The organism is Mesorhizobium sp. B2-2-4, assembly GCF_006442375.1.
Taxonomy (GTDB): Bacteria; Pseudomonadota; Alphaproteobacteria; order Rhizobiales; family Rhizobiaceae; genus Mesorhizobium.
Map to the genome: position 1 here is coordinate 79,039 of NZ_VFWB01000008.1, position 14,045 is coordinate 93,083.

The following is a 14,045-nucleotide window of genomic DNA, read 5'->3' on the forward strand; positions in this document are numbered from 1 at the left end:
CCTCTCGCTGCCGTGGCGTCAACTTTCATGCAACTATGTTTCCTATGAAGAAAATTCCTCTGCGGCGGGCCGACCTGCCTCCGGTTCTTTCTGGCTCCGCTTGCCGCGCCGTATAGAAGCCAGAGCAGGGACGCGTCCGCCGTCTCAAAACAGCCGCGCAATGCACGGAATGCGACAGACACGGCGGCGCAAATTCGCCATCGCCGGCCCTAAAGCGCATCGCGCTTCAGGCATTTGTTTCCACGCATGCCTTCTCCCAAGGCCGGAACCACTTTGGGCCACATGCATTGGGCCGACCAGCCCTACTGCGTCAGCACGTTGCTGATTTCGACCATGTTGGAACGCACCCTGAGCACATAGAAACCCATGGTCGTCAGATGCGTGGGCAGGAGCCAGCCGTCCTCGCGGCCATTGGCGATGATGAAGGGCTGGATGCGCAGCGCCGAGACGAACTGCGCGTCCATCGTATCCCACAGGCTCTGCAGGTGTTTTTCCTTGATGACGTCCTCGAAGTCGGCCTGCGCGCCCTTCATCAGTCCATAATAGGCGTAGAGTTGGCCATAGGCGAACCAGTAGCGATCGTCGGCGCGGAAATCGAACCAGCCATTGTTATGGTTTTCGGCACGTTCCTTGAGGATGGCCGAGGTCGAGCCGATATCGCTGGCGATACGGTCGATATATTGCTTCAGATTGTCGGCGCGGGCATCGAAGGTGGCCTGGCAGGTGGCGAGGCGGGCGTTGAAGGAGCGCAGCTTGCGCACGGCGTCGCGATAATAGCTCGGGGTCGGCGTCTTCGGGCCGAACGGGCTTACACCGAAATACCAGGTGTACTCGTCGAACTGCAGATTGCCGCGCGCATCCTGCAGGTCGGCGTCGATCTGCGATGTCGTGCGCACACGGCCGAGATTGTCGGCGAGCTCGGTCGCGGTGCGGCGCACCGCCTGGTTGATGCCGCGCTGGAACGAGGCCTTGTTGTCCATCCACGGCGTGTTGTCCCAGCTGATGCCGAACAGGCCGAGCTTGTAGAGGATCATCGACGAGATCCAGGCATTCTGGTTAACGTTGAAGTCGGTCAAATCGGCGGCAATCTGGGCGATGCCGGAGTTGCCACAGGTCCTGGCAGTGTCGGCACCGGCACTGGCTGCTACCTGTTCGCCCGCCGAGATGTTGCGCTTCTCGAACGTGTAGGTGTCGGGATAGCTCGGATTGAAATTATTCCACCACTGGGTGGCGTAGAAGAAATTGGCGTAGAGGCCGAGCAGCACCAACAGGGCGAGGCCGAGCACGGCCTTGAGGATCCAACCGCGCTGCGCATACCAGCGGCCGGCCCACATGAACGGCCACAAGATGACGCCGATCAGGAGGCCGATGCCGCGGCCGATCCATTGGAAAATCCTGACGAAGAAGTTCACGATCGGATCGAGCATGGCTGTGTCACCCCTCAAGGCATAATGTCAAAAAGTTGCGGACTTTTGGATAACATCATGCGCCAAAACAACAAGTTAGAACGAAATGACGGCCGGTTTCGTTCTAGTCAGTCAGGCCGTAGAGGCGCGTGCGGAACGCCACCTTGTCCTTCAGATATGTGGTTTTCAGAACGTCCACAACATGCGATCGCCAGGCGTCGCTGAAGCCCTCATAGTCCTTGTAGAAGCCCTGCTTGTTGAAGACGTAGCGCGAGACGAAGTCCGACGGCACGAAATCCGAGATCAGCCGGTTGGTCAGCCAGGCGTCGGGATGGTCGGGCTTGGCGCGGACCACCAGGAAGCGCTGCTGCGGGAACACATCCTCGATCTTGAGATGGCCGAGCTGGGCAATCTCGCGCTTGGCGGCGTTGAGGAAGGGGAAATTGCCGTCCCTGGTGATCAGGTCGGCATGGCCCTGGATCCAGGTCTGCAGCCAGACCTTGTCGACGTCGGTCAGATTGCGATCCGGCTCGGCGTCGCGGATCAGCGCGCGCACCACCATCTCGGCGCGGTGCTCGAGATAGCCCGAGGCTTCGATCCAGGAGGCGCGCGGCAGTTCGATGCGGCCGGTGGCAGCGAGGAACTTGAACACCTTGTCGGCGTCCTTGATCGAGAGATAGCTTACCTGCCACGGCCGCGAGCGGCGGAAACCGGGGGCCGCCGGATCGCTGATGACGGTCGTCATGTCGGGGTCGACGAACACGTAGAGCCCGCCGAAATGGCTGGTCCAGTAGGCGTTGTGGCGGAAGATTACCTGGTCGGGCACCAGCGCGTTCTCGCGGATGTCGCCGCAGATCTTGGCCAGTTCCACCATGCGGGTGAGCATGGCGTTGTCGCGCCAGGCGTCAGGCTCCTGTTTCAGGCGGTCGACGAGCTTGCCGAGCTCCGCGGCCTTGCCCAGCACATCTTCGGCCGACAGCACCTTGAACTCGACCTGGTTGATCGACAGCAGATCCTCGATATCGTTGACCTTGGGAATGGAATCCTCGATCTCGCCGTAGATGACATCCTTGATGGTCAGCGCGTCGATGGCGCGCTGATTCCTGGACATGAACTCGAACATCAGCTGCGAGGTGTTGGAGAAGGCGGTGTGCACCACCGGCAGGTCGATCTGCGACGGCGTCAGGATGATGAAGCGGCGGTTGACCTCATTGGGATCGAGGTAGCCGTAGTCGCCGCATTCCTCCGCCACTTCCGGCGAAAAACCGGTGCGGTCGATCTGGAAGCTCTTCAGCTTGGTGGGCTCGAGGCCAAAGGCGGCAAGCGCCTTGTTGTAGCGCTCGATGAGATGCGGCTCGTCGACGACGAGCAGCCGGCCGTAAATGAGCTCGTTGTCGCGCAGGAGATCGGGTTTGCGGGCCATTATTCCTTCTCCCACAAGGGGAGAAGGAAAGGCCGGAGCGCATCACGCATTCCACAGCCCCTTTTTCTTCATCTCCTCCATCTCACGCGCTGCCCGTTCGCGCAGCCGCGCGTCGCGTAATAGCTTTTCCACTGCGGCGTCGTCGGACTTGTCGGAGTAGCGGAACTCGCTGTCGGCGTAGCGGTTGATCTCCTGCATGACCATGTCCATCGAGAACGGGCCGCGCAGTTGCTCGATCATCACTTTCTTCTCGTCATAGCTCTTGTGCATGAAAACCTCTGGTTTTTCGAACCAGTCGTCGGGAAGCTCGATGTCCATGGCGCGCATCTTGATGGCGTCGGTCACGTTCTTGATGGCGCGGCCGGTGAAGCGCGGCTCGGCCTGCTTGATCAGGTGCAGATAGGTGCCGATGTCGGCCATGGTCTTGGGCGCGCCATTCTCCTTCATGTAGCGCTCATGGACCCGCATCAGCCCGTCCTCCTGCGGCTTCTCGTGCTCCTCATAGGCTTCGGCCACGGCGCGCTGGATCTCCTGCGCGGCGTAGAGTTCGTGGTCGCCGAGCGGGATCTTGTGGTTCTTGCCGGCGAGCAGCACGAAAATGTCGATGTAATCGTCACGGGTCTGCGGCCCGTCGACCAGCCAGCGGGCGCCGGCGCGCTGGCGCAGCGCATCGTCGACATTTTCGGGATAGTTGGAGAACATGCCGAACGAGCAGTTGCCGCGCACCACTGTGGCGGCACCGGCGAAGGCGTCCATCAGCACGCCGGTGATCTCCTGCTGGCCGGCCGAGGCGCGGTCGTCGGAACGGCGCGCCGCCACCTGGTCGATGTCGTCGATGGTGCCGAAGCCGATGACGCGCGGGTTCAACACATTGTTGATGAACTGGCGGCAGTTCTGGCCGGACTTGCCCTGATAGGACGAGATCTGGTCGACGCCGAAGTTCTCGTAGGCGAAGGGATATCCGGCGACCTGGCAGTAACCATTGACGAGACCGGCAATCATCTGGATCAGCGTCGTCTTGCCGGTGCCCGGCGCGCCGTCGCCGATGAAGGTGAACAGGAAGCCGCCGAGCTCGACGAACGGGTTCAGCTCGCGCTCGAAATCATAGGCCATCAACATCTTGGCGAGCTTGACCGACTGATATTTGGCGATGTGGTTGCCGACGACCTCTTCCGGCTTCTTGAAGGTCATCACCAGCGGCTTGGAACGCTTGCCCGGCGCGACGTCGAAGCCGTCGAGCGTGAAATCGTCGGCATCGATGCGGATATGCGCGTTCTCGAACGGGCCGATGCCGTCGAAGCGGCCTTTTCGCGCCAGGAGGCCGTCGATGGCGACGCGGGCGAAGGCGCGCGCCCTGGTCATCAGGTCGGCATCGTCGGATGCGCCCGAAATCGCCTTGTCGAGGCCGGCCAGGATCGACTTCACCGCGTCCTGCGGCGTGTCGAAGAGGAAATCCGGCTCGGGAATGTCGTTGGGCGCCTCGCCGTCGCTGTCGATGAGCTGGAACAGATAGGAGGACAGGCTGAAGGCGGCAATGTAAGCCGAGGCCGACAGAAGCTTCTTGAACGTGGCGGCCTCGTCGCCTTCGAGGGGAGCGCGGGTGTTCCTGGCCTGCAGGCTTTCGAGATCCGAGCCTTCGGCGAAAACATCCGATATGGCGAGCGCGAGCGCCGTACCGCGCCGGGCACGAAACAAAAGCGTGTGCTGCGGGATGGTCAGTAACTGGTCGTCGGGGTGAACGGCGCCGACGGTCTTCGCCAGCTCGACCTCGCGCGTGCGGCGCACCGAACCGACCGAGACGGTGGAGACGAAGCGGCGATTGGTGCCGGCAAGCGCGGAGCCGGAGGAGCTAGACGGGTCTTCCAGCACGACGATGCGGGTGATGAAGCTTTGCGCGGTGGCGCGGTGCTTCTCGATCGCCGCTTCCGGGATGGTGGTCAGGCCGGTATCCATGAAGGTTGCTCCGTGGTGTGACGGTCAGACGTCCGAGATGACCTGTCCGTTGGACAGGATATGGACCTTGTAGCCGGAAAAGATCTTCTGCGCCTCGCCGGCGGCATAGAGCGCCTGGTAGGCCTCGTGCGGGATCAATGCGTGGTTTTCGTAGCTCGACACGCCCTGGCGCGCGGCCTCGAGGTCGTCGGTGTTGATGAAGAACTCCTGCGTCGTCTTCTCGCTCGAAAACAGCCCCTTGCGGCCGGGCTTCTCGCCCTTGGAATAGACCTCCTGGATGGTCCAGGTCAGCAGCCAGGCGTTCTCCGGCTTGCGCACCTTGGCCAGAACCTCGGTCACCGTAGAATTGTTGTCGGTGATCCCGGCCGAATAGAAGGGGCCGAGCACGACGCGCCGAAGCTGCTTGGGGTGCAGCGGCTCGAAGTCCTTGTCGAGGTTGACGGCGATGGTTGCCGGCGACAGTGTGTAGGCCGAGTTCTTTTCGGTGAAATCGTCGAAGCGATGGGCAAGCTCGGGATTGAGCAGGCCATCGACTGGCAATGGAATGTCGATCTGGTCGTTGAGCTTGCCATTGCGGTCGACGAGCTGGCGGATCATGTCTTCGGAGGAATCTTCCACCGTCACCATGTAGACCAGCGGCAGGTTGGCGCTGCCGTCGAAGGTCGCCCAATGGACGAGGTAGTAGGGCCGCGCCGTCTTCGGATTGACGGAAACCTTGGCCGTCTGCGCCAGGGTGAAGGGGCCGAAGGTCTGCTCGCTCTTGACGTCCTCGAGATAAAGCCTCTCGGCCATCGACTTCTGCAGCGCTTGGGGGAATTCCTTGTGGCGCAGGATGAAGTCGGCCATCTCCTCGCGCAATTCGTCGGCCAGCGGGATGTTGGCGAGCCGCGTGTCAGCCTGGCGGCGGTCGTTTTCGAGCTCAAGCAGGTTCTGGAACACCGGGAATCCGCTTTCGGCGCGCGAAATGCGGAACGTGTCCATGAAGCCCAGCCGGTTGCGCCAGCAGGAGAAGGATTTGTCGAGCCGGGCGATGTATTCGGCCACGATCTTGGCGACGATGCCGTGCCGGTAGAGCGGCGAGCGATCGTCGCGCATGAACACTTCCAGCCCGCCGAGTGCTGCCGTGATTGCCGAGAAATACCGCGCCGCCGCGTCGTTTTCGGAGGTCATGCTATTGGGCCTTGGCATTGTCGCACCGGTGCGGGCGGCAATTACGACTGCACGTAATTGGCCGAATTGTGCTTCTTCAGCACCTCGTCGAAACGGCGGGCGAAGGCGTCGTCGGCCAGTTTCTTGCGGCGCTGGATGTCGGCGGTGGCAACCATGTTCTTCTCGTGCATCTCGAGCAGGTCGCCAATGTGCTTCTGCGAGGCGGCGCCGATGCCGGCCATGGTCTCCTCGGCGGTGTTGTCGACCTGGCTGCCCAGCGTGTTGATCTTGTGGGCCACATCCTGCTGGGCGGCGGTCTTCAGCGAATCCTCCAGTGCCTTGTAGAGGACGATGCGCTGCTCGGTGTCGATGGTCAGCTTGTTGATCAGCGTCGACTGCGCTGCGATCTGGTTGTTGAGCGAATCGACGAAGGTCTGGAACATCGAGGTGTAGCGCTCCAGCGTCTGGCTCTCGGCCAGCAACTCCTGTTCCTTGGCCTGCTTCTCATTGTATTCCGTGGCGAGCTTGGAACGTTCGCCCTCAAGTTGCGTGCGTTCCTTCTGGCTGGTGGAGGCCGCGATCTTGTTTTCGATGTCGAGCAGCATCGGATTGAGCTCCTCGATGCGCTTCTGCACGGTTTCCAGGTTGGACATGGTGGCCTTGCGGCGCTCGATAACCTGCGACAGGCTGGTCTCGGAGGTTTTGTAGCGCTGGTCGAGGACTTCTTTCTGCGCCTTCAATATGCCGACGATGGTGTCGGACTTGGCCAGCAATTCCTGCAGGTTGCCCGCCAGTGACATGTTGCGGACGCGGTCGGTGCGCAGACGCTGCTTGCGTTGGCTGGAGAAGATGCCGATGAAGTTTTCCCAGCCGGTGTAGTTCTTCATGCTCTCGAACTCGGCGCCGAAAACGTTGGTGGCGTCCTCCAGCCCGATGATCAGGTCGGCAATATTGCCTTCCATCACCTTCTGCTGCTTCAGCACGTCTTCGATGCGGGCGTTCTCGATATCGAAATTGGCGTCGCCGATCTTCTTGTCGGCGGTGGCAAGTTTGTCGAGCACGGCGCCGGACTGGTCTATCTTGGTGCGCATGTCCTGGACGACCTGCTTGGTCCTGGCAATTTCGGCATCGAAATTCTGCAATGTCGCCATAAGGGCCTCCCGCTCCGGCATCAGGTCGCTGATTGCGAACAGCGGCGAATATATGTGGGGCTTCAGGGGATTGAAAGACGTGAAGACAGGGGCGCTTCGAAAACAAAAACCTTGCCCACGCCCTTGAAACGCAATCGATCCGCGATCATGGCGAAAGGATCGTTTGGAATACGCGTGGTTCAACTGTCATTGAACTTCAACGTCGGCGGATGTCGGCCAGGCATTCAGTCCCCCGCTGCCACGAATGCCTGAAATCCGACGGAGCATCGAGCGCGGTGAGGACGGTGGCAGCTCGGCGTCCATCGCGGGGACGGAATAATCCTGGCTCAGGGCTTGGGATCGGCCTTCAGATAAGCGATGACATTGGCGATGTCCTCGTCGTTGTTCAGGCCGGCAAAGGCCATCTTGTTACCGGGCACTTTTTGCCGCGGCGCCTTCAGATACCCGGCGAGGTTGGCCTCGTCCCAGACGAGACCGGCGGCGCCTGCACTCTTCATCGCTTCGGAGTAATGGCCGAGGAAGCTCTCGGCACTGCCGGCGGCGCGGCCGACGACACCCATCAGGTGCGGGCCGACCTTGTCGCGGTCGCTCGCTGCTTCATGGCAGGCCATGCATCGGTTGAAGACCCTCTTGCCCAGTGCCGGATCGCCGCCGGCATGGGCGGCAAGGACGCCGGCAAGCAGAAAGGCTGCGGCAGACGAAGCGGCTCGAAACATGGCTATCCCCGACGAGTTCTGGCTGGAACGAGAGGACGCAGAATAGGACCGGGGCCTTAACAAACGCTGCATCGTGGCGGGATCGCGAAAGCCGATCGATGGCGGCAAGTGTGGCGGCCGTGATGCCACAGCCCGGTCAAGGCGCGACAAAGCCGATGAAATCGTCGGGGGCGGCGCGACCCATTTCTTCTTCCCAATGGCGACGGCAGAGCGAGACATAGACGTCCTTGCCGATCGCCACCTGCTCCCCCTGCCGAGCGACCTTGCCGTCGGGGCCGAGGCGCACCACCATCGTCGCCTTGCGGCCGCAGCGGCAGATGGTGCGCACTTCGCGCAGCTCATCGGCTATGGCCAGCAAGGCGCGCGAGCCGGAAAACAGCTTGCCCTGGAAGTCCGTGCGCAGGCCATAGCACATGACCGGGATGTCGAGCCGGTCGGCGATCCGGGCGAGCTGCCAGACCTGTTCCTCCTCGAGGAACTGCGCCTCGTCGACGAAGACGCAATGCACGGCACCGTGCTGATGATGTTCGGCGACGCGGGCGAACAGGTCGTCGCCGTCACGAAACATCTCGGCTTCCGTTTCCAGTCCGATGCGTGACGAAATCAGGCCGGTGTCGCCCTTGCGGTAGTGGCCGGCGACGAACAGCATCGTCGTCATGCCGCGCTCGCGGTAATTGTACGACGCCTGCAGGAGCATCGTCGTCTTGCCCGCATTCATCGTCGCGTAGTGGAAATACAGTTTGGCCATGGCGCCCTTTTAAGCCCACTTGGCCGGGCCCGGGGAAGGCCCCTGGCAGGCCTTCCACCAAAAAAGCCGGCTCGCATGGAAAAAGCGGCTGACGTGTCGCTGATCGGCCAGCCAGCGCCGTTGATCGTGATTGCCTTAATGCTTGAAACCGCACGAGAATGGTGTTTGGCTGACGAAACAAGGCGGGCACAAAAACCGTGACTTCGCCTCGCCAAAGAATCGAAATGGGAGAAAGTTCATGTCGCGTATGAATTCCTTCGTCGCAGGCCTCGGCCTTGCGGCTTTCTTGTCGACGAGCGCTGCCTTCGCCGGGGATCCGGCTAGCTGCAAGGCGGTACGCCTTTCCGATGTCGGATGGACCGATATCCAGGCGACGACCGGCATCGCCTCGGTGCTGCTCACGGCGCTCGGCTACGAGCCGCAGGTAATCCAGCTGTCGGTGCCGGTGACGATGGCGTCGCTGAAGAACAAGGACCTCGATGTCTTCCTGGGCAACTGGATGCCGTCGATGACCAACGACATCAAGGACTACACGGCCGACGGTTCGGTGGAGACCATCAGCACGAACCTGACCGGCGCCGGCTACGGCATCGTCGTGCCGACCTATGTGGCGGATGCCGGCGTCAAGACACTGACCGACCTCGGCAAGTTCAAGGACAAGTTCGACGGCAAGATCTACGGCATCGAGGCCGGCAATGACGGCAACCGCATCATCCTCGACATGATCAAGAACCCGAAGGACAATCTCGAAGGCTTCGAACTGGTCGAATCCTCGGAGGCCGGCATGCTGACGCAGGCCGAGCAGTCGATGAAGAACAATGAGTGGATCGCCTTCCTCGGCTGGACGCCGCACCCGGTGATGGGCGCCATGAAGATCACCTATCTCGACGGCATGGGCGACAGCGGCTTCGGTGCCGCCACCGTCCACACCAATGTGCGCAAGGGCTACACCACCGAATGCCCGAACGCCGGCAAGCTCATTGCCAACCTCAAGTTCAACCTGGACATGGAAGGCCAGTTGATGGACGCCATCCTCAAGGGCGGCGACGCCCAGACTGTCGCCACCGACTGGCTGAAGAAAAATCCGGATGCCGTGACACCCTGGATCGCCGGCGTGACCACCTTCGACGGCGGCGATGCGGCAGCGGCCATCAAGACCGCACTGGGGAGCTGAGCCGACTGACTTCGGCATGCACGCGTGAGAACAAAAGGGCAGCCACTGGAAAAGGCTGCCCTTTTTCATATGCTGTGAGAAGATGACGTGACGACAGCGGACACCGCGGCAAAGCGATGCCGGTAGGAGAGGGGGCAAGATGGATCCGATTTCCAAATTCCTGGTCAGCTACAAGATTCCCATCGGCCCATGGGGCAAGGCGTTCTTCGGGTTCCTCACCGACAATTTCGACACCGTCTTCAGGGCCTTTTCCAACGGCCTGAACTTCATTCTCGACAGCCTGGTCGACCTCCTGCTGGTCGTGCCGCCGGTGCTGCTGGCGCTCATCATCGCCATCATCGCCTGGTTGCTGCAGCGTTCGCGCCCGCTCGCCATCGGCGTCTTCCTCGGCCTGATCTTCATCATCAACCAGAACCTGTGGAAGCAGACGGTGCAGACGCTGGTGCTGGTCGTGGCCGCCGCCGCCATGGCGATGGCCATCGGCGTGCCGCTCGGCATCTGGGCGGCGCACAAGCCGAAGGTCTACCGCTTCATGCTGCCGGTGCTCGACCTGATGCAGACGCTGCCGACCTTCGTCTACCTGATCCCGGTGCTGACCCTGTTCGGCCTTGGCAACGCGCCCGGCCTCATCGTCACCATCATCTTCGTCATCCCGACCGCGGTCCGGCTCACGCATCTCGGCGTCGTCTCCGTGCCCAAATCGATCATCGAGGCCGGCGAGGCGTTCGGCGCCACCAGGAGCCAGCTGCTGTGGAAGGTCGAACTGCCCTCGGCGCTGCCCACCATCATGGCGGGCCTGACCCAGTCGATCATGCTGTCGCTGTCGATGGTGGTGTTCGCAGCGCTGATCGGCGCCGGCGGGCTCGGCACCGAGATCAACCGCGCGCTCGGTTCGCGCCGCATCGATCTCGGCCTCGAGGCCGGGCTCGCCATTGTCGTGCTCGCCATCGTGCTCGACCGCATGACCCGCATTGGCGTTGGAGGCAAGAAATGACCGTCGCCGTCGATTTCAGGAACGTCGATATCGTCTTCGGCGCCGACCAGGCGGGTTCGCTGGCGCTGATCGACAAGGGCGCGACGCGCGCCGAGATCCTCGAGCAGACCGGCAATGTGCTCGGTTGTGCCGGCGCCAGCCTTACCGTGCATGAGGGCGAGATTTCCGTCCTCATGGGTCTGTCCGGCTCGGGCAAGTCGACACTGCTGAGAGCGGTCAATCGCCTGAACGTCGTCTCGCGCGGCCAGGTTCTGGTCAAGGATGGCGACCGCACCGTCGATGTCGTCACCTGCGACGAGGCTACCTTGCGGCGCCTGCGGCAGAAGCAGGTTGCGATGGTGTTCCAGCAGTTCGGCCTGCTGCCGTGGCGGACGGTGGAAGAGAATGTCGGGCTTGGCCTCGAACTTGCCGGCGTGCCGGATGCCGAGCGCAAGGAGCGCGTCCACAGGCAGCTCAAGCTGGTCAATCTCGAGCAGTGGTCGAAGAAATACGCGCATGAGCTTTCGGGTGGCATGCAGCAGCGCGTCGGGTTGGCGCGCGCCTTCGCCACCGAGGCGCCGATCCTTCTGATGGACGAGCCGTTCTCGGCGCTCGACCCGCTGATCCGCACCAAGCTGCAAGACGAGTTGCTGCAGCTGCAAGCCGAACTGAAGAAGACCATCATCTTCGTCAGCCACGACCTCGAGGAAGCGCTGAAGATCGGCAGCCACATCACAATCATGGAGGGTGGACGCATCGTGCAGACCGGCGCGGCGGAGGACATCGTGCTCAAGCCCGCCAACGATTATGTCCGCGACTTCATCGCCAATGTGAATCCGCTGTCGGTGCTGACCGCCTGGAACGTGATGCGCGATCGCCGCGATCTCGAACAGGGCAAGGACGGCTGGGTGTGGCTCGACCGGCGCAAGACGACGCGCTTCAAGATCGACGACCATGGCCTTGTGGCGGCGGCTGAGCGTGACGGCAAGCCGGCGGTATGGGTGTCCTGCGCCGACGTCGAAGGCCAGCCCGAGGAAGCGGCCCAGGTGTTCTGGGCCAATCCCGGAACGTCGCTGAAGACCGTGATGCTGGCCATGCACCGGTCGCAGACTGCGCCCGTGGCGCTGTTCGATGACCAGTCGCGCTTCGTCGGCGCGATCGGCATCAGGGACGTGCTGAGCGCGGTGCTGCGGCGGTAATCCCTCAGTCGCGTCTCAAGTCGCCAGCGGCAGGCGCAGCTCCGTCAGCAGGCCGCCGTCCGGATGGTTGGACAGGCGGATCTCGCCGCCGGCGGCACGCGCGATGTTGCGGGCGATGGTGAGGCCGAGGCCGAGGCCGCCGGTCTGGCGGTTGCGGGACTGTTCCAGGCGCACGAAAGATCCGAACACGGCGTCGATCTGGGCTTGCGGAATACCCGGCCCCTCGTCGCGTATGGCCAGCGTGATCATGTCGCCCGACCGGTACAGGCTGAGATGCGCCTTCTTGCCGTAGGTAACTGCATTTTGCACAAGATTGGTGACGCAGCGCTTGAGCGCGACCGGTCGCGCCATGCAGATCAGGCCGCGCGAGCGCGTATCATCATTGTCGAAGGAGACCTCGGCGTAGCCGTCGGCGATCGATTCCACCAGCGACCAAAAGTCAATGCGCTCGCTCTTTTCCTCGTTCACCTCGAAAGTGGCGAAGTCGATGACCGAACTGGCGATGCTCTCGACATCGGCGAGATCGTGCGCCAGCGCCTCGCGAACCGCCGACTTGCGCAACAGTTCCAGGCGCAGCCGCATCCTGGTCATCGGCGTGCGCAGGTCGTGCGCCAGCGCGGCGGCCAGGTGCTCACGGTCCTCGACATATTCACGCAATCTCGCCTGCATGGCGTTGATCGCCTTGGCGGCGGCGCGCACCTCGCGGCTGCCGCTTTCGGCGATCGGCGGGCTCTTGAGGTCATTGCCGATCCGGTTCACGGCGGTTTCCATCATCCGGTAGGGCGCGGTCAGCCGGCGCAGCGACCAGATCGACATGATCACCACCAGCCCCGCTATCAGCGAATAGAGCGGCAGGCTGTCGAAGCTCAGGATCGGGCCGACCGGCGTGATCGGCTCGGTGAAGTTCAGCCATTGGCCGTCGGCGAAGCGCAGCGAGGCGGTCAGCTTGTCACTCTGGGCGAAATTCGCCGCCAGCACCAGGAGATCGCGTTCCACCTGGCCGACGTCCCTGTTCATGACCTCGCCACCGGGGCTGTCGGATTCCTGCGTCGCCGGATCGCGCCGGACGCGCGCGTCGGTGACGCCGAACTTCGACAGCCGTCCAACGAGAATGTCTTCCAGCTCGGCGAGTTCATCGTCGCCGGCGATCGACGAGGTGACCGCGGGGGTGTCTGAAACCGTGAGAGCGTAGGTGGCGTTGAACAGGCCGGATGCGGTCGCCTTGCGCTCCTCGGGCGTGGCGGCATGCATCAGCTGCACCAGCGAATAGGCGCGGTCGTTGAGGCGGTAGAGATCGACCACGTCATTGGCGGCTGCGCGGTCGCGCGACACGATGTAGAGCGTCGCGACCTGACTGATCAACAGGCCGGCAATGACGATCAGCAGCACCCACACAGGCAGGGTCTGCGGCAGGAAACGTCTCATTCGGAAGTCGTTTCGGGGAGGAACTGATAGCCGCCGCTGCGCACCGTCAGGATCAGCTTGGGCGTCTTGGGGTCATCTTCCATCTTGCGCCGCAGCCGGCTGACCAGGATGTCGATGCTGCGGTCGAAGGAATAATCGCTATCGCCGCCGGAGAGTTCGATGAGCTGGTCGCGGGTCAGCACGCGCTGTGCGCTCTTGACGAAGGTCTGCAACAGATTGAACTCCGCCATGGTCAGTTCGACCCTGACATCGTCGGGCGCGGTCAGCCGGCGCCGCGAACAATCCATCGTCCAGCCGGCGAAGCGGTAGATCTGCTTCGATGTGACGCGTTTGGGCTCGGGGGCACCGTTGCGCCGCAGCACGGCGCGTATGCGGGCCAGCAATTCGCGGGGGTCGAAAGGTTTGGGCACATAGTCGTCGGCGCCCATCTCGAGGCCAACCACGCGGTCTGTCGTCTCGGTGACGGCGGTCAACATGATGATCGGCGTCGAATACTGGGCCCGGATGTCACGGCACAGTTCCAGCCCGCTCCTGCCGGGCAGCATGACGTCGAGCACGATGAGATCGACCTGTGCACGGCGCAGGATCGTTTCCATCTCGGTGCCGTCGGCGGCAACCGATGTGTGCAGGCCGCGCTTCTGGAAGAACTCCTGCAGCAGGTCGCGAATGCCCTTGTCGTCGTCGACGATCAGTATGTGTGCGTCGGATTTCACGGGGATCCTGTCTTC

At 62.5% G+C, this 14,045-nt stretch carries 13 protein-coding genes; 4 read left to right on the forward strand and 9 right to left on the reverse strand.

From position 1 onward, the window contains the following. Nucleotides 1–302: 302 nt before the first annotated feature. The 7 genes from FJ959_RS21070 to FJ959_RS21100 form a co-directional block, all read right to left on the reverse strand. Complete coding sequence (locus FJ959_RS21070; RefSeq protein ID WP_140631794.1) at nt 303–1,427, reverse strand: DUF2333 family protein; 1,125 nt, start codon at nt 1,425–1,427, stop codon at nt 303–305. A 103-nt stretch (nt 1,428–1,530) separates the two neighbouring features. Further along, the gene (locus FJ959_RS21075) at nt 1,531–2,829 is read right to left on the reverse strand and encodes a DUF6638 family protein (RefSeq protein ID WP_140516948.1); all 1,299 of its coding nucleotides are present in this window, start codon (nt 2,827–2,829) and stop codon (nt 1,531–1,533) included. Nucleotides 2,830–2,871: 42 nt separating this feature from the next. Then, nucleotides 2,872–4,782, reverse strand: coding sequence for an ATP-binding protein (locus FJ959_RS21080; RefSeq protein WP_140631796.1), 1,911 nt, complete (start codon nt 4,780–4,782; stop codon nt 2,872–2,874). 24 nt (nt 4,783–4,806) lie between these two features. Next, entirely contained in the window at nt 4,807–5,952 is a 1,146-nt protein-coding gene (locus FJ959_RS21085; RefSeq protein ID WP_140631798.1) for a hypothetical protein, read from the reverse strand. A gap of 41 nt (nt 5,953–5,993) precedes the next feature. Beyond that, nucleotides 5,994–7,082: a hypothetical protein gene (locus FJ959_RS21090; protein ID WP_140496064.1), complete on the reverse strand. Its 1,089-nt coding sequence runs from the start codon at nt 7,080–7,082 to the stop codon at nt 5,994–5,996. Between the two features lie 326 nt (nt 7,083–7,408). Then, nucleotides 7,409–7,798: a cytochrome c family protein gene (locus tag FJ959_RS21095; RefSeq protein WP_140561413.1), complete on the reverse strand. Its 390-nt coding sequence runs from the start codon at nt 7,796–7,798 to the stop codon at nt 7,409–7,411. Between the two features lie 136 nt (nt 7,799–7,934). Further along, nucleotides 7,935–8,546 carry a thymidine kinase gene (locus FJ959_RS21100; protein WP_140516940.1) on the reverse strand — a complete coding sequence of 204 codons (612 nt, stop codon included), beginning with the start codon at nt 8,544–8,546 and terminating at the stop codon, nt 7,935–7,937. Nucleotides 8,547–8,621: 75 nt separating this feature from the next. Here FJ959_RS21100 and FJ959_RS32535 point away from each other — a divergent pair, with 75 nt between their 5' ends. From FJ959_RS32535 to choV, 4 genes are all read left to right on the forward strand, one after another. Then, nucleotides 8,622–8,747: a hypothetical protein gene (locus tag FJ959_RS32535; protein WP_263483040.1), complete on the forward strand. Its 126-nt coding sequence runs from the start codon at nt 8,622–8,624 to the stop codon at nt 8,745–8,747. A 37-nt stretch (nt 8,748–8,784) separates the two neighbouring features. Beyond that, a complete protein-coding gene (locus FJ959_RS21105; protein ID WP_140496061.1) occupies nt 8,785–9,720 on the forward strand; it encodes a choline ABC transporter substrate-binding protein in 936 nt (311 codons plus the stop codon). 139 nt (nt 9,721–9,859) lie between these two features. Continuing rightward, a complete protein-coding gene (choW, locus tag FJ959_RS21110) occupies nt 9,860–10,714 on the forward strand; it encodes a choline ABC transporter permease subunit (protein WP_140567114.1) in 855 nt (284 codons plus the stop codon). Further along, a complete protein-coding gene (choV, locus tag FJ959_RS21115; protein ID WP_140631799.1) occupies nt 10,711–11,892 on the forward strand; it encodes a choline ABC transporter ATP-binding protein in 1,182 nt (393 codons plus the stop codon). Before choW ends, choV begins: the two co-directional genes overlap by 4 nt. 15 nt (nt 11,893–11,907) lie before the next feature. Here the strand turns inward: choV and FJ959_RS21120 are convergent, their stop codons facing one another. Both FJ959_RS21120 and FJ959_RS21125 read right to left on the reverse strand, forming a co-directional pair. Next, nucleotides 11,908–13,317 carry an ATP-binding protein gene (locus tag FJ959_RS21120; protein WP_140496058.1) on the reverse strand — a complete coding sequence of 470 codons (1,410 nt, stop codon included), beginning with the start codon at nt 13,315–13,317 and terminating at the stop codon, nt 11,908–11,910. Then, nucleotides 13,314–14,030, reverse strand: a complete 717-nt coding sequence (locus FJ959_RS21125) for a response regulator transcription factor (protein ID WP_140561408.1) — start codon at nt 14,028–14,030, stop codon at nt 13,314–13,316. Before FJ959_RS21125 ends, FJ959_RS21120 begins: the two co-directional genes overlap by 4 nt. Between the last annotated feature and the right edge of the window lie 15 nt (nt 14,031–14,045).